Raw genomic sequence first — 21,336 nt, 5'->3', positions numbered from 1 at the left:
TCTGGTCGCCAAATCACAGATTATGGCGTGAGGCTTCTCGGCGATCTAGCTAAAACAAGTGGGGGATATGGATTTTGTGTCATCTCATTTTTATTTAAATCTTTTTTCCTATATAGAAAACATAACCATAAAACTCTTTATATTTCTTGTACAATTTAGCTTCATGTCGTTGATTTTCTACAAATTCTTCGGCAGTTTTATTACCTACATTTTTTTGCAAAAATTTTTCCTGTGCAGAAACTTGTGGAGCATAAAAATTTTCAGTCCAACAATATTCAGGCAGCACAAAAGTAGCAATTGGAATATATCCAGCTTTTTCCATTTGTGTCACTTTATTTGAAATAGTATCTATTTCTGGATATTCACGATTCCAAAACTCATCTATTTCCACAGGTCGTTCTTGAGTGAACCATGATGCTTCTGAAATGGCAACGAAAGCTCCTTTCTTCAAAAATTTATGCCATTCATTTATACCTCGTTCAAATCCGATATTATAGATTGATCCTTCTGACCAGATTAAATCTAATTCTTCATTCTGAAAAGGAAGGTTATCCATTGAACCTAGAATACCATTAACTCTATCCTGGAGATTCAATTTCTGAGTATTAATATTGAATATATCTATAAAGATGGAAGACAGATCGATAGCTGTAATATTCCCTGACGTATTATTAGCTATTACCATTGTCTGACCTCCGGTACCACAACCTATATCAACAATTTTTGATTCATTTGTCAGATTATCAATAAAGCTTAAAGCTTTAATAGTTATTTCAGGACTCCCTGGTCCTTGTCGTTCCATTGTCGAAAAATATTCGTAGATTAATCTCAAATCAAACTCGTGAATGGATTTATATTCATTACTCATGTTTTTTCTATTTTCTCTAAAAGTTCTGTATTTTCAGGTATTGGAAAAGCTTATATAATTTAATGCGACAACATTACTAGAAATATTCAGAAAAGAGGGAGTAGGGAGTAGGGAAAAATAATTGATGATTTATGTACAATAATTGATTTTATTTTTGATTATGGGAGATGTCGACAGCAAATGATGAATAAATTTTAATCTCTTCTTATTTTCAATCAGAATATCATTTTTGGGTGTCGGTGAAGCGCGTGTATTACTAATATTAATTATCTAGGAGTCAACCCACCCCTCGCCCCTCCTGGGAGGAGGAGGGGGATTACCCAGTCAGGAGGAAAGAAAGAAGAACAAAGAGTAGTAGAGGGAGAAAGTTTTTTGTTTGTGCTCTTATCCGGACAAGATGTCATAACCTCTTTTCACCAACGCCCATTTTTGGATACTTAGTTATAAATCAAATATTTTTGTAGGAAAGTTCCATATAACTTCCCTACTCTTCCCTCAACCAAACTCCCCACCCTTTATAGTATTAATTTAATCATTTACATGAAGAGTAATCTTGTTATCTTGAAGTTTCTCTGATATCCAGCGCTCAAATAATTCACCGTCTAATTTTTTCCTAATTTCAGGATTATCTAAAGAGGCACCTTGTAACTGCTCTAACCTAAATAAACTCCAAAACTTATTAGTCTGAAATGGTCCTAAAATCTCTCCAGGATTAGCTGTATTAACACTATTTCTCAAATCTTCTGGCAAACTACTTAAACTAACAGCACCCATAATACCATTAAAATTTTTATCATTTGTCACTGAATATTCCTTGGCTAAATCTTCAAACCTGCTACCTTCTTCCACAATTTTTCGACGCAAAGCATCTGCTAATTCTTTATCTCCCACCACAATTCTAGATAAAATTACATAATCTAAACCTGCTTTCCGTTCATTAAAATATGTTTCTATTTTCTCTACAGTAACTGAGTCTTTTAATTGCTTTAGTTTAAAAGAATTTTCTATCTGTGATTCTAAAGCATTATAGTTAATTCGATTCTGTTGTAGCCATTCTTGAAATTTTTTTTGGTCTTCCAGCTTTCTTTGCAATCTAAAATCAATCATAGCCTGTTGAATAACAGCCGGATTTACATTAATATCTTCCCTAGATTGCAATTCTTTTTCTATCACATATTGACGGACAATTTCTGTGACAAAAGATTGTAATTTTCCAGATGCTTGTAAATATCTTAAACCTTGCCCCCAAGATAATTGTTCTTCACCTATAGTTAATAGTGGTTTAGATTCCATTTTTAATATTCCATTCTTTAGCTAATCTTGCTCCAGATTTTAGTCTATCTCAACTAATCATTTTTTCAATCTGCCTTTACTAAATCTTCTTGAAGAAGGAAGAAGGAAGAAGAAAGAAGGAAGGACTGAAGGACTGAAAAAGTGGATGGGGATAGTCAACGACCGACCACTTCCTGTCTACAAACCCCAAGTAATTGTCCACACCCTGTAGACGGCGGGGTATTAAACCCAACATCAAAAGATAATACGTTTTAGTTAAATTACTGAAGTTAGAGCATATGAGCATTTCCTGCGTAATACTACGCAAACAGCTAGCTCACTGTCAATAGACTGTTTTAGCCAATTTTTGTAGTAATACTTGACTCTGACTTAATTAGTAAAGCTTTTATCTAAAACTGCTGATAGCTGATAGCTGACGGCTGAATGCTTACTAGAGCATAGTACCAAACTATGGCTAATAAAATTGCAGCGATCGCCCCGATTAAAGTATTAATAATATTTACTATTTCATTGGTTAACCATTCAAACTGAGATTGTACAGTTGCCCCAATCACACTTTCTAAATTAGTAGCAATAAAGGCTGCTAATACACAAAAAGCTATTCCTGTCAAGTCAATTAAACCTACAGACCAACCAACCAGAGCGATCGCCACGGAAGCTACGATACCAGCTAAAGTCCCTTCTAAACTCACAGCACCCTCGGTTCCCCGTGGTACTGGTTGTAGAGTTGTAATTAAAAAAGTCCGCTTACCATAAGCTTTTCCTACTTCACTAGCACAAGTATCAGAAAGCTTAGTGCTAAAACTAGCTACATAACCCAACATTAGTAAAAATGGTAAATTTTCTATGGGAGGATGATTCGGGTATAACAGACCAATGATCCAAACTCCCACAGCACAGATAGCAGCAGTCAGAGCTGAACCCCAAACATTTTCTGGCCCTCTAGCTCCTTCTCGCTTTTCTGCAATTCCGGCCGCCTGTTTTTGGGCCATTCCAATGCGGGTAACACCGGAGCCTACTAAAAAATAAAAGGCCACCACTAGATATCCAGGCCAACCCAAACTACCCCAAATTATTACTCCTAATATCCAAGCATGAAGTATTCCTGCTGGGGTTAACAATTTTTTAGGGGCAAAATAAACGAGACTGAGTAAGATAGTATTTAAGCTGATAGCTATTAGCCAAGGATTTATAGAATTAATTGCAGAAAACATAGTATCTACTCATTGGAAACATCTATTCTAATTTTAACTGGAAGGAAGAAAGAAGAGTATGGAAAAAAAGTAAGGGTCATTTCAGTTCTCAGTTATCAGTTATCAGTACCTCTGCAATCAGGAGGGTTGACATCAGGAATATTCTCTTTTTTTATCCCCTTAAAAGGGGAGGCGCATACCCACAATTTATCGGTCAAACATCCCCAACTTATTGAAGAAACTCAAATCCACAACGGAATGTTGATTCTTCCTTTTTGTTTAAATTTTATCGGATGTTTTTAGTCAAAAATCTATCGATCAATTACTAGGAATTAAGTATGAATCAAGTTATTTTTCATTTAGCTTTTCCCGTTAATGATATTGCTCAAACAAAAAAATTTTATGCTGATGGTTTGGGTTGTGAAGTTGGTCGAGAATCTCCAAATTCTGTGATTTTAAATCTTTACGGTCATCAAATAGTTGCTCATGTTGCTAAAGACACTTTAGAACCGCAAAAAGGAATTTATCCGAGACATTTTGGTTTAGTTTTTACTCTAGAAAGTGACTGGGAAGCTTTATTGGAACGTGCCGAAAAAAATAATTTTAAATTTTATCAGCAACCTAAGCGACGGTTTACAAATTCTCCTTTGGAGCATCGTACTTTTTTCTTGGAAGACCCGTTTCATAATTTGCTAGAGTTCAAATATTATTGTCATTCAGAAGCAATTTTTGGCTGCAATGAACATCAAAAAGTTGGCGATGCTGTAGCAGTTTAAATTAGTCTAGTTGTTAGATGTGGAAAAGTTATCAAAAATAGACTTATCTAACTTATCTAATAGTTCATAAAAATATAGTCAAATATGACATATCTTTATTTTGCAGGTGTTACCCTAACTGGGTGAACTACAACACCACGCCAGTTGCTTCAAGTCGGGGAACCCGCCCAACGCACTGGCTTCTCTATCCCATAGTCAAAGACAAAAGGGAGCTGCTTTTCTCATAATGTTCAAAGAACCATTAAAATCAGCATTAATTAATCCTTTACTGGTGGTGCAATTGCATTCCTCTTTTTACTCTTTTACCTGAGAAGATGACATAATTTTTCTGACCTTTGTTGTAAACTGGAATCAAATCATTATCCATAAAACTTGCTTTTGACGTATAAGATTCTTCTGTAATAATTATATTTATCTCTACAATCTTGGCTTGATAAGATAACATTTCGATTAACCTGTTATAGGGAACAAATATAAAATTTTGATTATTTCTTTTACCTAAATTTATCTTCTGTTTCCAGTTTTCATTGTGCCCTATTATTAATGTTCGTATTTTCTGATTAATCAGGGTATTAATAACCAAACGAAATGATTTATGAAGATAATCATTAATTTTGAATTCTCTTTTATCATTTTCTTTGTGGGTTTAATACCCCACCGTCAACGGGGGTGTTCAAAATTACTTGGGGTTAGAATCCCCATGTAATTTTCCTTCTGTCTCCTGTCTCCTGTCTCCTGTCTCCTTCTTCAATGCAAAGCTTTTTCAGCCTCTTACTTGATTTATTTTCCTGTAGTTGAGATTGTAGGAAGCTTTGAACTTTATTATAGTATTGATTTATAGATTTTAACGGTCTGCCATTTATCACTCTTGGGTTTGATTCCGGCTTGATTAAAAGTTAATTTAGCTAAATTGTTTAATCCTATATCAATACTGGCACAACGTTTTTTTTCTAGCTCGTATTATTTTTCAGTCGCTTCATAAATCACTTCTATTACATAATGGTTAAGTTTAGGGACTAAACGAACCTGTTTAATTTGTGAAGTAGGTACTAAAGTTTTTAGATAAATTCCAGTTTTACTTGGATTAATAATTTCTTGCTAATGAATAATTACTTCTAAGTGGAGAAGGAGACTTTAAGAAAGCGGTTAGCACTCAGCAGTCAGCAAGATTATTTTCTAAAGTGTAAAGAAGGGGATTTTAATCCCTCCTAACTCTTCATGTTCCACCCTTACTAAATGGAGAATTACGACGGTCTTATGTGCTTTGGCAAAAATATATTTGCCCTATCATTGTATTAGAATTTGTTTCTGGAGATGGTACTGAAGAAAGAGACAAAACTCCACCAGTAATATCGGATTTTCAAGAGCATAAAAAAACAGGTAAGTTTTGGGTTTATGAACAAAGGATTAGAATTCCATTTTACGGCATTTATAAAGTTAAAAAATCTGCTGTAGAATTATAAAGTTTGACTTCTAATGATTATGAATTTGTAGAGGCTAATGAACGGAGTCATTTTTCTATTCCACAGTTAGGTATTGAGTTAGGAATTTGCCATGGGAGGTATAATCAAGGTAATTTATTATTGACTGGTGAAGAACTTGCTCAACAAGAATATCAACGTGCTGAGAGATTAGCAGAAAAATTATGTCAAATAGGAATAAATCTAGACCAAGAATAAAAATAAGAAATATACAAATTATTTGGAGCGATCGCTTGCTTTTTCTCTCGAAATATAGTGAATCAGCAAATATATCTTTTCAGCAATTCCTTGGGACTAAAATTAACGGATAAAATTGAGATTTAGTTTTGACTTTGGATCTACTTTTAATTCCTCAACAATTAGTTTCAAAACTTTTTCATCTGATACCATCCAAGCATGAAGTAAAACATTTATTTTGATGTCTTTACCCACTGGTATTTGAGAACTTCTAGCAGGCAAAATCATCGCATCATAAGGAGTCCAAATAGAGGTGAAATTTATCTGCTCTAATAAAGCAATATCCTGGTTTAAATCTTCCAGAAAAGCACTTTTAGGACGCATCTGAGTCGGTGCTGCTAAATTTAAAGCATAGCCTGTTAATGTGCCGTTGTGTGGAGAAGAAATAGTAATAAAACGTTCTACTCTCTCTATACCACCTAATCTTTGAACATAATAACGACTGACTATTCCTCCCATACTAAAACCTATTAAATCAAAGGGTTGGTTAGGAGGAAATATTTTATCTACATAATTCGCTACTTGTTCGGCTAATTTATCTAAACCTAAAATACCGTAATTAGGAACTAAGTTCAGAGAATATACTTCCCATCCTAATTTTTTTAGGTATCGAGACATTTTATCGAATATTCTCATGGTGTCAAAAATTCCATGGACTAATAATACCGGATTAGGTTTATTTAAACTTTTCATATTCCTGATTTATCGTGCTGATCTTATTCTAAATTCTAGAGTGGAGCGATCGCTATTCTTTTGTTGAGTAGGACAATCTTTTGACTGATCTAGCAGAAGAAAGAAGAAGGAGAAATATTGTTTTGTCTGAGTTTTAAGCTTTTGATATGTCCGCACCCTTTCTTTCGACTGCTATAGCACTACAAGAATTGGTTAAGAAATTTTTCAATCCAGTTTCCTGACGGATTCCGCAAGAAAAAACTGTTCCCTATTCCCTATTCCCTATTCCCTAATTATGAGATATATATAAACAATTACAAATTTTTTTGCTTCTGATTTTCTCCAATTGCCAATTTTACGATCTACCTCTTCTGGTTAATGTAAAGTTTTATAAATAAATATAGACAAAACTTACGCTTGCTTTTAATTTAAACATATCAGGAATTTAACTGTAAAATTGTTTACAGAAAATCATTTAGGAGATAAAGATAATGTTAGCTTTTATCGGAGGATTGTTCGCCGGGGTATTTGGTATCCTGGGAAATCTGCTGGGAAAGAAGTCTGATTATTTATTAGAATTTAAGGACGATCAAGGCACTAATGAATCCAAGGAAGAATCTACTCAAGGGAGTGTAGCAGCGCCAGAACCTACTACAAAAAAAGAAACTAAACCTGCTAGTCCTGAAATTCCAAAAATTGCTAAAGCCAAACTTTCTGAGGCTAAAAAAAATGCTAAAAAAGCTGAAGCTGAAAATGGCACTCCTACAGTCGCAACACCACAACCTCCTGTAACTAATGTTAAAGTTTCCCAGGAACCAGAAGAGTTAGTATTATTTGCTCCTAACTTTTTAATGCCAAAACCTACAGCAAAACGTCGTCGCCCTGGTCCTAGCATGGGTATGTTTCGTGGTATGGCTAAGGATTTAAATCTGCCAAGATAATATTCGATAAAGAACTTAAAAATAAAGGGGTAAAAATTTAGCTTTTAACTTTATATTTGCTATGTTAAGCCCCTAATTTTTTAAGAATACTAAGGTACTATATAAATGAAAAGCTGGGTCCCACATTGTTTCTATTTTACGCGATATATCAATGTAATATTTGAGGCGACTTAATAGTTGAGTGTAATCTCGACTTGCGGCTTCTCCAAAAGAAGTAAAATCAGACCAAGTTGTTACTTTAGCTAATTTTGGATTAATCATATTTACTAAGTCATTCCATTTACTTCTATTAGTAGTTTGTAGTGTTAATCGGGATTCCTCTTGAGTCTTAACCTTAGGAGTAATTCCTTTTTGATATTGATAATTTTGGTCACAAAATCTGATAATACTACGGCGATTAGGAAGATGTAAATCTAATATATTGGCATAATCTTGAGTCATTTGTTTATGACGGATTTTTTCGGAACGTCGTCTAGGATCGTAATCCATAGCATTCATAAATATAGGTAATAATCCCTCAACTTTGTTTACTACTTCCGACCACTGAAAATTTAAACTTCCCATTTTATCCTGTTCATTTAGACAAACAATACTTGCCTCAGAAGAAGAAATAGATTGAAAATATTGAACTCTAAATATATTTATCTTCTCAATATCTGATATTTTTGCCCAAAATACAGGAATGCCTGCTTTGATCATTTCTTCACCATAAATTTTTAGTTCCCCAATAGCTCCAAGACGATAAATTCGCCAACCTCTACTTTGTAATTGCATTCTAGCTGTATAAGGATCAATTTTCATAATTCTAGCTAGATTTTTAGCAGCTTCCTGTTGATTTTCTTTACTAATAGCTTCAATAATAAGTAATCCTGGTTCGGTATTTTTGGGGTCAGATTTAGCAGTGGCGATCGCTTGTTGCTGGCGTTTTTTCTCTATAGTTTCTATTCTTTGTAAACCTTGACGTGCTTGCGCAACTACTTGTGGATTTGTTGCATCTTTCAGCAATTTTCTATAGAATTTTTCTGCTGATTCTAATTTATTTATTTTTTCATACCATCGCCCAATATAAAGTTGCACCCATAGATTTTGAGGATATTCTTTTTGTAATTGTTTTAGTAATTTTCCTGCCTGTTGATAGTTTTTTTGTTCTAGGAAAGTAGCAACTTCTTTTATTTCTTTCATATATAATAGTCCTATTTAAGCTGCTAGAAAATATCTCGGAAAAAGAAAAGAGCAGGTCATTTCAGTTATCAGTTATCAGTTATCAGTTATCAGTACCTCTGCAATTTGGAAATTATAAATGAAACTTTTATTTTGAAAGTTTTAAATTAGAGGTTATACCAAACCTAGTTATGGCTTGCTGATTAAATATCAAAGCATTCATTGATATTGGTTTTAGGCAATTTATGTCTTGAAAAAGTATGAGCTTTTCAGCAAGGGATTGTTAAAAAAGTGAAGATTTTCACCGAAGCAAAAGCCGAAAAATCACTCTTACTACTGTGTTGGCCACTGACTCTGTAATTTCCATTTATTCTACGTTCTAACTACTCCCTACTTCCTACTTCCTACTCCCTACAAACAGCAAAAAGATTTTCCATACGCAAACCCTAGTTAGTTATCAAAAGGTACTTTTTCCAAATCTATTCTAATCTTTCTACTTTCTACTTTACTTTCTTAATTAAGATACTATCATTGCCATTATGACATAGACAATAGTCATAATTAAACATCTATAGAAAATATACTTCCTGTTTTCTCTTCTGAAAAGCTTTATCTGTAAGCTTTTTAAGGTTTAATAATTGCTGAAAAAATATAGGTATAAATTAAATTTATAAAATATTGTCAAATATATTTGAAATTTAAACTTAATTTTCCCAAAAAAGTTTAAATGAGCTATCTAGGGGAAAAATAGGGGTAATTTGGCTGCGATCGCCTCTGTTTTGGCCATTTATTAAAAGTGTTGATATGCAAGAAATACAGGGTGGTTGCTTATGAAGAAATTTTCGTGTATTTTTGAGGTAAGTAATTCGCTCTGCGTAGGTGCTTATTAAAATGAAGTAGAGAATTAGGGTTTGTTGAAAAAAGCAAAGTGTGGGAAGTGTGGGGAGGGTGGGAAGACAGAGAAAGTAGGATGAATAATTGTTCGAGAGATTTTCCTGCCCCCCTTATCCCAAAATACTTGCTTTTTGAGCTTTTTCCACTTAAAAGCTGGTACTTTTTCCAACCCAAAAAGGCTAAAGCCAATATCAGTCAGTACTTTCAGGTTTAATCAGCAAGCCCGAATTAGTAAGTGGTGGTACGATAGCGCAGCTAAACGTAGTTATCGCGTAGCGGAACGGAGTTCTATCGCGCTAGTATTCAGCGGAGCATGGGTAAGCAAAACCTACTTTTATACTTTTCTTTTCTCTAATACAGCAGCAACTAGAGACAATGCAACTAAAGGAGCTGTAACTGCTCTGAGAATACGTTTACCCAAAGAAACTGCTTGAAAACCTGTGGCGATCGCTGCTTCTATTTCCACATTAGTCCAACCTCCTTCCGGACCTGTAATTATTACTATTGATTTTGGCAGTTGATTATCTAATAAATTCTCAAGTAAAGAAGAGTAGTTATTACGAGCGACACATATATATTTGTAATAATTAGATAAAGTTTGACCATCGAATAATGATAAAGCTGCCGAATATTCCATAGTTTCTCTGATTATTGGAACTATTTGACGCTCTGATTGTTCAGCAGCTTCACGGGCAATTTTTTGCCACCTTTGCAACTTTTGCGGACTAGGTTTTAGTAAAGTTCTAGAACTTATAACTGGCAAAATATGAGTAACTCCTAATTCTGTACTTTGCCTAACAATTTCATCAAAATTATTTCCTTTGGGTAAGGCAGAAATTAGAATCAGGTCTATGGGTAGTTCATTTTGAATAAAAATTTCTTTCTCTAAAATTGCATTGATTGTACTTTTTTTAGAGGTTTCTGTTTGAAGTTTCGCTAACCAAGAATTACCTTGACCATCCATTACAATAAATTGGTCTCCTTCCCCTAGTCGCAACACTCGACCTAAGTAATGCTGTTGTTCAGGATTTAGATATACTTTCTGTCGTTCAATTTGGTGGGGGGCGATCGCTAATCTTTGCAAATTAGCCATATCTAGAAAAAAATTTAATTGTTCAAACTTGGTTATTCTTAAATTAGACATCTCCATAAAAGAAGGAGTAGGCGGAAATAATTAATGATTTATGTACAATAATTAATTTGATTTTTGATTATTGGAGATGTCTAAAAGTTCTGAAACCCTGATGCTACTGTGCCAAAATCGGTATTTTTGGATAGTTCTAACTATCGAGTTATGTGACTGGGTAGTAAATTTATTACAGCTAATTGAAATTGATATTTCAGATTCACTACCACATCATATTTTTAACCTACGATCAAGTTATGTGACTGGGTAGTAAATTCATTACAGCTAATTGAAATTGATATTTCAGATTCACTAGCACATCATAATTTTCAGCCTAGAAATACTGAAAAACTCTTTAGGTGGGAGGGGTTTTTAATCTACCTCGAATTTTGAATTAGAGGACAATTACTACCCCTTATCTCCCACAACTTTTCAATTTCTTGGAGTGAAATAATCTATTAACTATTCTTGCTTAAAATTAGTTTCATCAGCAGCAGATAAGCTTTCGTTATTCCTAATTTTCTCCAGGTATTCTGCAATTGCTTCAGTTGCTAATTGAACTACTGGTTTACCCTGACGCTTTGACTCTTCTTTTAGTTTGGTATAGATTTCATCTCTAACGCTAACCCGATGTCGCATTTTACTGGTATCTTTTGGCTTCTCTGGAAGAGCTGTTTGACCAGCTTCTGGAGAAAAATTAGAAGGAGTGGATTGACTAACCTCTTGACCAAAACTAGAAGGGGTTGGTTGAACAGCTTCTGGAGAAAAATTAGAAGAGGGTGGTTGACCAGCTTCTGGAGAAAAATTAGAAGAGGGTGGTTGACCAGCTTCTGGAGAAAAATTAGAAGGAGTGGATTGACTAACCTCTTGACCAAAACTAGAAGCGGTTGGTTGACCAGTTTCTGGAGAAAAATTAGAAGGGGTGGGTTGACTAACCTCTTGACCAAAACTAGAAGGGGTGGATTGACTAGCTTCTTCACCCACAGCAGGAAATGGTGTTGTAGTAGTATTTGCCACTTCGCCAGATACAGAAGTATTTACTGACTGGGTTTCACTTACTGTTGATGTAGTTACTGGCGGAGTACTATCAAAATTAACGGGTGAATTTACTGGATTATTAATCAGATTCGTTTCCTGATTATTTTCTTGATTTGTAGTTACCCCTTCTTCTTGAGGTTTAGTTTCTGGAGTTGCTTCAGTAACATTAGTAACTACTGGAGTATTATTTTCAGAGTTGGTTGAGGTCAACATTGAATTGTTAATATCTGTATTCATTGAGAAACTAGATTGATAGTTGGTTACGAACTGACGGATGGCTTCAATACCAACACGATTGCAGAAATCGCCGAAACTCTCATCTGGTTGGCGTTGTTGTTTGAAATAGATAAATATCAATTCCAACTCAGCTTCCAGATTATTGATATGTAATTTGTCAACATAAGTTTTTGCCAGTCGTGTTTGATTGGGTGAACCCCCTAACCAAATCTGATAAGCATCAGGAGCACTACCGACAAATCCTAATTCGGCCATATAGGGTCTAGCACAACCATTGGGACATCCTGTCATTCTAATCACAGGATGCTCCTGTTCTAGTCCCACCTTGTCCAACAATAACCGAATTTGTCCCAGTATACCAGGTAAGGCCCTTTCTGATTCGACAATTGCTAGTCCACAAGTTGGCAAAGCTGGACAGGCCATGCTGTAGCGTACTAAGGGGTCAATATCTTTTTCTTTCCTGACACCATGTTGAGCCAGAATTTGTTCTATTGCTTGTTGCTGCTGTGGTTGAATTTCATAGAGAATTATGTTGTGATTCGGTGTTAACAACATAGGTAGTTGAAACAACTCAACAATTTTCCGCAGTGCTGTTTTTAGCTGAAATGATTCTTCATCTTTAACACGACCATTTTCTACAGAAATTCCTAAAAATAGCTTGCCATCTCCTTGTTGATGCCATCCCAGAAAGTCCAAATATTTCCATTCTGGTAAAGGTTTAAAGGGGGCAATGGATTTACCAAAGTATTCTTCTAACTTGGCCTTAAATTTTTCTAATCCCCAGTCATGGAGTAAGTATTTCATTCTGGCATGGCGACGGTTGCTGCGATCGCCATAATCTCTCTGAGTTGCGACTATAGCCTTGATTAATTCATAAATATCTTCCTTGGCCACATACCCAATCTCTTGGGCCAAACAAGGGAAGGTTTCTTCTTTTCGATGAGTTCTACCTAGACCACCCCCTGCTAAAACATTAAACCCTTCTAGTTCTCCTGCTTCATTGGTAATTACAACGAGGCTAACATCTTGAGTGTATAGGTCTACGGAGTTATCTCCTGGTACGGTTACAGCACACTTAAATTTTCTCGGCATATAGTGAGTACCGTAAATAGGTTCTTCACTATTGGTGAATATTGTGCCATTACTATTAAGTTGTCTAGCAGCTTTTACTTCAGGATGTTCTTCTGCACTAATTACTTTTTCCCCGTCTAGCCAAATCTCATAATATGCACCTGTCTGTGGTGTTAATAAATCTGCTATTTTATTCGCATATTCTTTTGCATATTCATATTCGCGACGGTTTTTATATGGAGCTGGAGGAGACATTACATTTCTATTAAGATCCCCACAAGCTCCTAGAGTCGATCCCATACTTTTTATTATGGATGATATAACCGTTTTCAGATTTTTCTTTAAGATGCCATGCAACTGAAAACCTTGTCTGGTTGTTACACGAAGTGTATCATTACCATATTCATTAGATAAACGATTTAAGGTGAGAAAAAGTTGTGGCGGAATAAAGCCACCTGGATTTCTAGTGCGAAGCATCATTTGATAATCTTTTTCTTGCCCTTTCGCTCTATTATCCCGGTTATCTTGTTGGTAAGAACCATGAAATTTGAGTATTTGAATAGCTTCTTCAGTAAAGTGCGTTGTATCTTCTAGCAGTTGAGTTGCTAGGGGTTCCCGCAAGAAATTGCTATTTTCTTTTATACCTTCTACCTTAGAAGGTTTTTGCTCTTTTTGTACTAAATTTTGAGATGGAGTTATCATTTTAAAGTTGCTAATAGCTAATATTTAAGTAGAGTTACCGTATTAAATATTCCTTTAATCTTATAATTAGGAATGTAGTTTCCTTAATTTTATTTATTTATAATTCACTATATGTTTATTTTTACTAATCTTTTTATTTTTAGCATTTATAATAATTTACCATTAATTTACAAGTAACTCATTAGTCTTTTATTATACTCTCATATAACCGTATTTTGTCAACCTTATAATGATTCCTTGTGTCACTTATATTTTTTTCGCCTTGAAAACATACGGTATTTGATTTTTCTTGATTATAGAATTTTCAGTATTAGTCACACTCAACTATTTTCGTTCTAAAAATGCCTAATTCACTTATGTACCAAGAAGAAAACTACGTCGTCTTAGAACCAAATAAACCTGAGCAGTTGATGACAGGTTTAGAAATACTAGAAAAATTGCGGCTTATTCTAGCTCAAAAACAACATGATTTACCTAGAGATTTACAAAAGTTATCTTCCCTAGATGCTCAAGCTCAACAACTAAGAGATACCTATTGTGAATATGAATTAAGCAATGGTAATTTTATACAATGGTATGTGGTGCGTTTGGAAAAGTAAGTTTCTACCATAAGATTTTTATTCATTTCTAATATATCCACCCCCCAGCTAAGAGCTGATTTATCAAGTAAATATTAAGAGGCTAAATTCCTTGCTATATTTAGGCTTGGCGAGTTTTTATCCAGTAAATCCCAAATTATTAAAAGCTAGGTAGTATAAGACTTTTCCAACGGAGATGCTGGGCAAACAGCTAAGTTGACAAATCAGCTCTAAGGGAATTTTTTCAATAACATTTTCTCTTTCGTGTAGCGGAACAAAGTTTTATCAGTTATCAGTTAATGTTTTTAACCAGTTTGTAATTGACTCCCACTATTTATTTAAAAGTTAATAGTTATAAGTTTCCAACTCCAATAGACCATTTTTTTGCTAATTAACAGATTTAATCTTAAGTGTTTGAGGTGGATTAGGATAGGAAGTATCGGGTATGCGGAACAAAGTTTTATCAGTTATCAGTTAATGTTTTTAACCAGTTTGTAATTGACTCCCACTATTTATTTAAAAGTTAATAGTTATAAGTTTCCAACTCCAATAGACCATTTTTTTGCTAATTAACAGATTTAATCTTAAGTGTTTGAGGTGGATTAGGATAGGAAGTATCGGGTATAAGGATATGACTTCTTTTAGCTAAAATTTGAGAGATACAGTTTCAATGCTGAACTACTTGCTAATAACTGAAAACTTTTGCCTAATAACTATTTAACTAACCAATTATCAACCCGTTCACTGTTAATTGATTCAAAAGCAGGTCTTTATTTGTGAGTTTTATGCAAGCTGATTAATTTTGCTACTTTTGACGACTTTTAAAAGAATATTTTCTTCATCAACTTGCCGATGCAACTATCTAAAAGATTACTTTTTGAAAATACTTCTACACCAGAAAATAAAGTTAATATTTTCTACAAAATATCAATTTATTTTTGATTAAGTATTAAAGATTATATATTTATAGCGGTTTTCATTAACATAGAATATAGCTGTTAGGTCTGTAACTTATTAAACTTAAAACATACTTATATTTTGTCTGTAGTCTACCTTTGTGAAAACCGCTATAACAATTGGCAGTCCTGCAACCGTAATAGTGGGACTTACACAAAATAGAGCTATAAAATAGTCTCAAATATATACAGGTAGAGAGTTTTACGTCAAAAAGGTATAATTCCTTCACAAGCACGGGTTCCAGGCATTTTTAGGCCATTGACGTAGTTCCCTTATGCAGACGACTCTCAGGTATTTTTTTGCCAGAAAATGTGTAAGTACCAATAGTATTGATTTAACTGGGGACAAATTACCTAATTATATTAGCTGTGATTACCTCAGATCCAATTAAAAGAAAGCGGTTGAGGGATGGCGTTTTGCTCCGCAACATATAAAGCGGAGCAACTCTGTAACTCTTCGGGTCTCCTCGCCATATCCCATTGACCAAGAGAAAGGATATATTTCGGTTTCTTTCCTACTCACAGTTTTTTCCACTCCCCATCGACTCATCGACCCATCGACCCATCTCCCTATCTTCTTCTACCATTACTATGTACCACTACCTGATAATTTTATACTTCTGGAGTAGTGATCAGAACTAAGTCAATCTTTCCTTCTGTAGGTTGATTTACCTCTGCTTTAATATTTGGTCCAAAAAAACTTGATAGTTTATCTTGTTTCTGAAGCCAAGTATCTAACGGAATTGACGGAGAAGAAAATTCCAGCACTAAGGCATAATTATCATTAATATCTACTTCCCTTAATCCCTTAAGTATTGGTGTTTCTTCATCTGTGGGACTTAAACCTAAGAGATTAAGAGATTCTTCCAAATGTACTTTTTGGCCATATCTATACCGAGTCACATCTTTGCGTAATTGATTTTGGATGGGAGTAGCTTGTTTTTCTCTGAGAGTTACAATTTCTTTGGTAGTTGGTTGTGTAAAAGTTACTGGTTCAAGTTCAGCAGCTTTGAGAGCAAGTCCTCCTAGAAGCAGCGGGATTCCGTAGAAGAATCCTGCTAAATTAAGTGTGGGATGATTGGTAAAGTAAGCTGCTGTTCCAATCACAGAAATAATTCCACCTACAATTAATCCTACTGTTGCTAATGAAGTTTTACCTAGCATATCTTTAAAAAGAGAAAATATTATAATATATAGATAGTCAGTTTCTTGCTTTTATAAATTCTGTAACTAGAATTTTAGTATTGCTAAGTGTATCTTACCCTCATTATGACTTCGAGGTCAACTATTATTTTAGTTATTTTATACTTCTTTTAAAGTCGGGAACACCAAACAAGGAATAGAGGTATATTCTAGTAATTTTCAATATTGAATAAATGATTTAAGTTTCAATCTATATTTACTTATTGATTGATGTCTCCAAAAATATACTTGAAAGAGTTAAAAATTCAGGGGTATGGAGATGTATTAAATACTAAGTCAATTATCTGACTTTGCCTAGATACTCTTCAGTATATATTAATGAAGAAAAGGTGGACTACGATCATTTTTTTGTTTATTTTTAACTGTATCAGCCATAAAATTTTTCAAAGCTTTATCTCTATTTTTCATAAAAGCTGCCCAAAATCCAGGCTGAAATTCATCCATTGTTTTTGCTAGTGCCCAAACATCTATTGCTAAAATATTGTACAATCTTTCATCCTCTTTTTTGAGGGAATCAATTTGCTTTAACATTGCTTTATCAACTGTCTTAGCTTCCTTTTCTGGATCTAAATTAGACATTTTTAGTATCTAGTATCTATGATAATTTATTTTCAATAACCAGAGATTGTTGAGATTTATAGATCTAACTATTGAGTTAAACTAAAATATCGTATTAACAAGAGTATATCAGGAATTTAAAATGGACTCACAGATAATCAAAGCAAGAGTGGCTAATATTGAGAGCAAGCGAGAATCTCTAGTTAAACTGCTAGAAAAACCAGATTTGGGTACACTCAGAATTGATATTAATCAAGCTCTAGAAGAGATTGATGACTTGATTGATGAATTAAAGCGAACTTTTCCAGATTGAGAGAAAATTAGTATTCTTCAATTCATTGGTTAAAGATAGATTGACAAACAATGAAGTTAAGAAAAATAGTTTAAATTTGCCTGATTTTTATGCTTAGAAAATACAGCAGCAGATTTATAGTTCACTTTGAAAGTTAGTATGTAATACAAAATCCGGTTTACTAAATTAGAGTTATAACTTTTTCCAGATTGGCTGTTGCTTATCTCCATGAATAATCTATTTCATTAATGGATAATGGATAATTGATAATTGATAATTACCTCTGGTTAAAACCGCTCTTGATTGAATATAAGGAAATATTATTTCTTTTCTTGGTCGAGGGATGGCGAGGAGACCTCACCATCCCACCCTTCGGGAAGCTGCGCTAACGACCGTTTTTTTCCCCTTAAAAGGGGAGGCTTCAAGGCGCGAATTATTAATTATTAATTATTAATTATTAATTATTCGGTAAACCGGATATATAGCAATCCTAAATCATCTATAAAAAATCAAAAAACCATATCAAAAGTCGGAAACTCTTATCCTTTTCTTTTGGGTTTAATACCCCGCTGTCTACAAGGTTTTTACAATTGGTTGGAGTTTGAGTCTCCATCCACTTCTTTCTTCTTCAACCTTGTTTTCAGATATATTCTTTCCTTTTTGGCAGATATTTTCACACAATCTAATACCAATTTGGAAAAATAATGTTACTAATTAATTTGGGCAGTAGGGACGAATGGCTATTTGTCCCTACTTGATCATTGAATATATGGTTTAAATGCAAAATAGCTGATAATTTTTCATTATTTTACACCAAAAACTTCATCTTCAATACCAACCCACCACTCTCCTAAATTCATTAAATCTTGATGAATATCAGCTAATTTTTTAGTATATTCTTCAGGAGAAAGTTCTACACGACGCTCTTTCAATTTTTGAATCCGAAGTTGTATCAATAGCCAAGGCTTAGAAATGCTGTTAGTTGTTTCTATATATTTGGCAAGGTCTTGGCTATCCATAAGTACTATTTTGGTTTTGTAAATTTCTCAGTATTTGTATAGTATTTTAACAGTAAAGTTAAAGGTTGAAATTTGATGTTAGTGGTCATGGCAGCGACAAGTTAGTTTTGTATTTTATTTAATAGTTATAAGTAGGTATGTCTAATTAAACGTTAAAAAAATTGTAGGGGCGAGTTTAACCGAAAGCTTTGACTTAAGCACGATCAAGTTCTAAAAATCCGCCCTCTAATATTACGTTTATTTATGCTCACCTACTTATTTAAAATAATTTTTCAACAAAATACTAACAAGTTGATTAGCGTTAAGTAGGTCGGCATTAAAATTTATCATTATAATCAGACGAAGGGCAGGAGTCAGAATGTAGAAGGGGAAAAGTTTTTGAAAGACTTGACTTTTGATTACATACTGATGATTTTTCGTGTCTATCTACTTAGTACAAATGAGTATTTAATCAAACTTTCTCTACTTATATATTATTAATATTTATTTCGTTTATTTCAGTAATAGATCGACAAAATTATTTGAGTGTGCTGAAGATCACACACACAATCTAATTGCTATCACTCTTCAATAGTAGAAGATTTTGTAAATTTATGTAAAGAAACTTAAACTTGCCTGTTTGTCTAATTAAGAATGGAAAAAATAATAAGTCATAAAAATGGAGAATTTTGAAATAGATTTACAGAGGTTAAAGGAAGAGCAAGAACTTATCCTTAACCAAATAGATAATGCTATTGCCCTATTTAATAAATCTCATCACTTAATTTTATTTAATCAAAAACTTGCTGAAATTTGGGGATTATTGCCAGAGTGGCTTGCTCTAAAGCCTCATTGTGATACTATATTTGCCGAAATAGTTGCTCAAGGTTATTGGTCAACAAAACAATGTCAACAGCTCAAAGACTGTCTACTCAACACAGAAACAGAAAGTCTATTCCTAGATATAGAACAAGCTAACCATATTTTTCTTAATGTGGACTGCACTCTCACATCAGATGGGGGACATCTGTTCACTTTTCGAGATATGACTGTCTATCAAAAGTCCCAAAATACCCTTAATGCTGAATTGAGGAGATTAAGATTTCTCTTGGGTCTCAACGAACGACTGCAATACTCAGACAGCTTAAGAGAAATTGCCCAATTTGCTCTGAATTATTTAGTAGAGGTAATGAATGCTGCTTTTGGAGATGTCAAAGTTATTAGCGGAGAAGGAGAAGATCGCCAAGCAGGGCCAATATCTAATCAAATGACTTCTCAATTTATTGCTACTTATGGTGAACCTGCAGTAATGGAAATGGAAGGTTTATTGAAACAGGGCATTCCTTATGGCCAAGGACTTTTGTGGCAAGTAGTTGAAAGTGGTAAACCTATGTATGTTGAAGATTATGCTTCTCACCCTCAAGCTATACCAGGATTTTGTAATCCCGCTATTGGTCAATTAGGAATTTTTCCCATTCCTGCCACAGATGGGACAATTATTGGTGTTTTAACTCTAGAATCTCGTAATCTGCAAAAACTACAAGAAGCTCCTCAAAAAGATATGTTATTTGCAGCTTGTGGCACTCTAGGAGTGGCCATAGAAAGGGCACAGTCTCAAGAACATCTACGGCAAATTAATGAGGAATTAGAGCGTTCTTCTCAGTTAAAGTCAGAGTTTCTAGCTTCTATGTCCCATGAGTTGAGAACTCCACTTAATAGTATTTTAGGGTTTTCTGATTTACTACAGCGACAAACATCTGGGCAGTTAAGCGATCGCCAACTTCATCAAGTTCGACTAATACAAAAAAGTGGTCAGCATTTACTACAGTTAATTAATGATATTCTTGATTTATCCAAAATTGAAGCTGGAAAAACAGAGCTAAATTTAGAGTCAGTAAATATTCACGAACTTTGTACTGACTGTTTGAAAATGATTCAGCCACGAGCTGATAAAAAAAGGTTAGCTTTATCTCTAGAATTAGATTATCGTTTATCTAAAGTTTTTCTAGACCAACGTCGTGTAAGACAAATAATTATTAATTTATTGTCTAATTCTGTTAAGTTTACACCAGAGGGAGGGCAAGTTAAACTTAGCGGACGTTTAGCTTATGGTAGTCAAATTCAAGGTGATTATCGACCTGATTGTTCTCCGATTAATTGTAGCACTCCTTATTTATGTTTAGAGGTAAAAGATTCTGGAATTGGTATTCCTGAAGATAGGTGGAAATTTTTATTTAGTCCTTTTCAGCAGGTTGATTCTTCTTTATCTAGGAGACATGAAGGTACGGGTTTGGGTTTGGTTTTGACAAAAAAATTGGCTGAATTACATGGGGGTACTGTTTCTTTAAGTTCTCAGGTTAGTAAAGGTAGTGTTTTTCGTGTTTGGTTGCCATTAACGGAGATGCGCCAGGAGTTAATTGTTAATTTGGAATCTGAAGAAAGTTCTCAAGTATTTGTTGAAAATATTGAAGAAAAAGAACTAGAACCTGAAAAATTTGCTAGGATTTTAATTGTTGAAGATCAACCTTATAACCAACTTTTAATTTCTGAAGTATTGGAGTTGGAGGGCTATACTGTTGAGTTGATTAGTGATGGTAAAACTATGTTGAATACAATTAATTCTTATCTAGTTACTCCTCCAAATTTACCTAATTTAATTTTGATGGATATTCAGTTGCCAGAAGTTGATGGGTTAGAGTTAATTAGAAGAATAAAAGCTCATCCCACATGGCAGTCTGTACCAGTGGTTGCTGTAACTGCTATGGCAATGAGTGGCGATCGAGAATTATGTATTAATGCTGGTGCATCAGCTTATCTTAGTAAGCCTTTGAATATTGAAAAGATGATTGCTACTGTTAAATCTTTACTAAGTAGGGTTGGCTGAAAAAGTCTTTTAGTAGGGGTAGGAGACAGGAGACAGGAAGAACGGGGAATTATAGAACCCCTAACCGGATCTTTTCTTGAAATACAAAGGCTGACAGAAAGCCGTTTTCACACAGCCTAACAACCATAAGGGGGTTGGTAAGGGGGTGCTGGTTTCCCCACTCCTCCACAGGGTGGG

General features: G+C 34.2%; 18 protein-coding genes and 1 pseudogene. 7 read left to right on the top strand and 12 right to left on the bottom strand.

Annotated elements, in window-relative coordinates; translation table 11 throughout:
• Positions 1–94: 94 nt before the first annotated feature.
• The 3 genes from D5R40_RS20625 to D5R40_RS20615 all read right to left on the bottom strand — a co-directional run bounded on the left by D5R40_RS20625 (position 95) and on the right by D5R40_RS20615 (position 3,375).
• Entirely contained in the window at positions 95–868 is a 774-nt protein-coding gene (locus D5R40_RS20625) for a class I SAM-dependent methyltransferase (protein WP_124145154.1), read from the bottom strand.
• Between the two features lie 528 nt (positions 869–1,396).
• Positions 1,397–2,161 (bottom strand): peptidylprolyl isomerase, encoded by a 765-nt coding sequence (locus D5R40_RS20620; protein WP_124145153.1) that lies wholly within the window; start codon positions 2,159–2,161, stop codon positions 1,397–1,399.
• A gap of 389 nt (positions 2,162–2,550) precedes the next feature.
• Positions 2,551–3,375, bottom strand: a complete 825-nt coding sequence (locus D5R40_RS20615) for a TIGR00297 family protein (RefSeq protein WP_124145152.1) — start codon at positions 3,373–3,375, stop codon at positions 2,551–2,553.
• Positions 3,376–3,692: 317 nt separating this feature from the next.
• Here D5R40_RS20615 and D5R40_RS20610 point away from each other — a divergent pair, with 317 nt between their 5' ends.
• Entirely contained in the window at positions 3,693–4,130 is a 438-nt protein-coding gene (locus D5R40_RS20610) for a VOC family protein (RefSeq protein ID WP_124145151.1), read from the top strand.
• Between the two features lie 265 nt (positions 4,131–4,395).
• Here the strand turns inward: D5R40_RS20610 and D5R40_RS20605 are convergent, their stop codons facing one another.
• Both D5R40_RS20605 and D5R40_RS37900 read right to left on the bottom strand, forming a co-directional pair.
• Positions 4,396–4,743, bottom strand: coding sequence for an IS200/IS605 family accessory protein TnpB-related protein (locus D5R40_RS20605; RefSeq protein WP_275670381.1), 348 nt, complete (start codon positions 4,741–4,743; stop codon positions 4,396–4,398).
• Between the two features lie 76 nt (positions 4,744–4,819).
• On the bottom strand, positions 4,820–4,996 hold the full coding sequence (locus D5R40_RS37900; RefSeq protein WP_205127377.1) for a hypothetical protein: 177 nt from the start codon (positions 4,994–4,996) through the stop codon (positions 4,820–4,822).
• 393 nt (positions 4,997–5,389) lie between these two features.
• On the opposite strand from D5R40_RS37900, the gene D5R40_RS42090 reads away from it, so the two are divergent.
• Entirely contained in the window at positions 5,390–5,593 is a 204-nt protein-coding gene (locus tag D5R40_RS42090; RefSeq protein ID WP_338043188.1) for a hypothetical protein, read from the top strand.
• 3 nt (positions 5,594–5,596) lie between these two features.
• Entirely contained in the window at positions 5,597–5,809 is a 213-nt protein-coding gene (locus tag D5R40_RS42085; RefSeq protein WP_338043187.1) for a hypothetical protein, read from the top strand.
• 102 nt (positions 5,810–5,911) lie between these two features.
• Here the strand turns inward: D5R40_RS42085 and D5R40_RS20590 are convergent, their stop codons facing one another.
• Positions 5,912–6,541 (bottom strand): esterase/lipase family protein, encoded by a 630-nt coding sequence (locus D5R40_RS20590; RefSeq protein ID WP_124145150.1) that lies wholly within the window; start codon positions 6,539–6,541, stop codon positions 5,912–5,914.
• A 470-nt stretch (positions 6,542–7,011) separates the two neighbouring features.
• Between D5R40_RS20590 and D5R40_RS20585 the strand changes: the two genes are divergently transcribed.
• Positions 7,012–7,461 (top strand): hypothetical protein, encoded by a 450-nt coding sequence (locus D5R40_RS20585; protein ID WP_124145149.1) that lies wholly within the window; start codon positions 7,012–7,014, stop codon positions 7,459–7,461.
• 72 nt (positions 7,462–7,533) lie between these two features.
• Here the strand turns inward: D5R40_RS20585 and D5R40_RS20580 are convergent, their stop codons facing one another.
• The 3 genes and pseudogenes from D5R40_RS20580 to sir form a co-directional block, all read right to left on the bottom strand.
• On the bottom strand, positions 7,534–8,643 hold the full coding sequence (locus D5R40_RS20580) for a tetratricopeptide repeat protein (RefSeq protein ID WP_124145148.1): 1,110 nt from the start codon (positions 8,641–8,643) through the stop codon (positions 7,534–7,536).
• 1,207 nt (positions 8,644–9,850) lie between these two features.
• On the bottom strand, positions 9,851–10,609 hold the full coding sequence (locus D5R40_RS20575) for a 16S rRNA (uracil(1498)-N(3))-methyltransferase (protein WP_124145162.1): 759 nt from the start codon (positions 10,607–10,609) through the stop codon (positions 9,851–9,853).
• A gap of 1,296 nt (positions 10,610–11,905) precedes the next feature.
• Positions 11,906–13,690 (bottom strand): annotated as a pseudogene (gene sir, locus D5R40_RS20570) (sulfite reductase, ferredoxin dependent); the annotation flags it as partial.
• A 341-nt stretch (positions 13,691–14,031) separates the two neighbouring features.
• Between sir and D5R40_RS20565 the strand changes: the two are divergent.
• Positions 14,032–14,289 (top strand): CRR7 family NDH-1 assembly protein, encoded by a 258-nt coding sequence (locus tag D5R40_RS20565; RefSeq protein ID WP_124145146.1) that lies wholly within the window; start codon positions 14,032–14,034, stop codon positions 14,287–14,289.
• A 1,547-nt stretch (positions 14,290–15,836) separates the two neighbouring features.
• Here D5R40_RS20565 and D5R40_RS20560 read toward each other — a convergent pair.
• The gene (locus tag D5R40_RS20560) at positions 15,837–16,388 is read right to left on the bottom strand and encodes a DUF2854 domain-containing protein (protein WP_124145145.1); all 552 of its coding nucleotides are present in this window, start codon (positions 16,386–16,388) and stop codon (positions 15,837–15,839) included.
• Positions 16,389–16,742: 354 nt separating this feature from the next.
• A complete protein-coding gene (locus tag D5R40_RS20555) occupies positions 16,743–17,006 on the bottom strand; it encodes a hypothetical protein (protein ID WP_124155128.1) in 264 nt (87 codons plus the stop codon).
• A gap of 121 nt (positions 17,007–17,127) precedes the next feature.
• Here D5R40_RS20555 and D5R40_RS37085 point away from each other — a divergent pair, with 121 nt between their 5' ends.
• Positions 17,128–17,298, top strand: a complete 171-nt coding sequence (locus D5R40_RS37085) for a hypothetical protein (RefSeq protein WP_192901129.1) — start codon at positions 17,128–17,130, stop codon at positions 17,296–17,298.
• 782 nt (positions 17,299–18,080) lie between these two features.
• On the opposite strand, the gene D5R40_RS20550 is transcribed toward D5R40_RS37085, so the two are convergent.
• Positions 18,081–18,296, bottom strand: a complete 216-nt coding sequence (locus D5R40_RS20550; protein ID WP_124145143.1) for a hypothetical protein — start codon at positions 18,294–18,296, stop codon at positions 18,081–18,083.
• 658 nt (positions 18,297–18,954) lie between these two features.
• Here D5R40_RS20550 and D5R40_RS20545 point away from each other — a divergent pair.
• Positions 18,955–21,159 (top strand): ATP-binding protein, encoded by a 2,205-nt coding sequence (locus tag D5R40_RS20545; RefSeq protein ID WP_240038962.1) that lies wholly within the window; start codon positions 18,955–18,957, stop codon positions 21,157–21,159.
• Positions 21,160–21,336: the final 177 nt, after the last annotated feature.

The sequence above is a fragment of the Okeania hirsuta genome, assembly GCF_003838195.1.
Classification (GTDB): domain Bacteria; phylum Cyanobacteriota; class Cyanobacteriia; order Cyanobacteriales; family Microcoleaceae; genus Okeania; species Okeania hirsuta.
The sequence above is the reverse complement of the archived record's forward strand: the minus strand, read 5'-3'. Positions and strand labels throughout refer to the sequence as shown.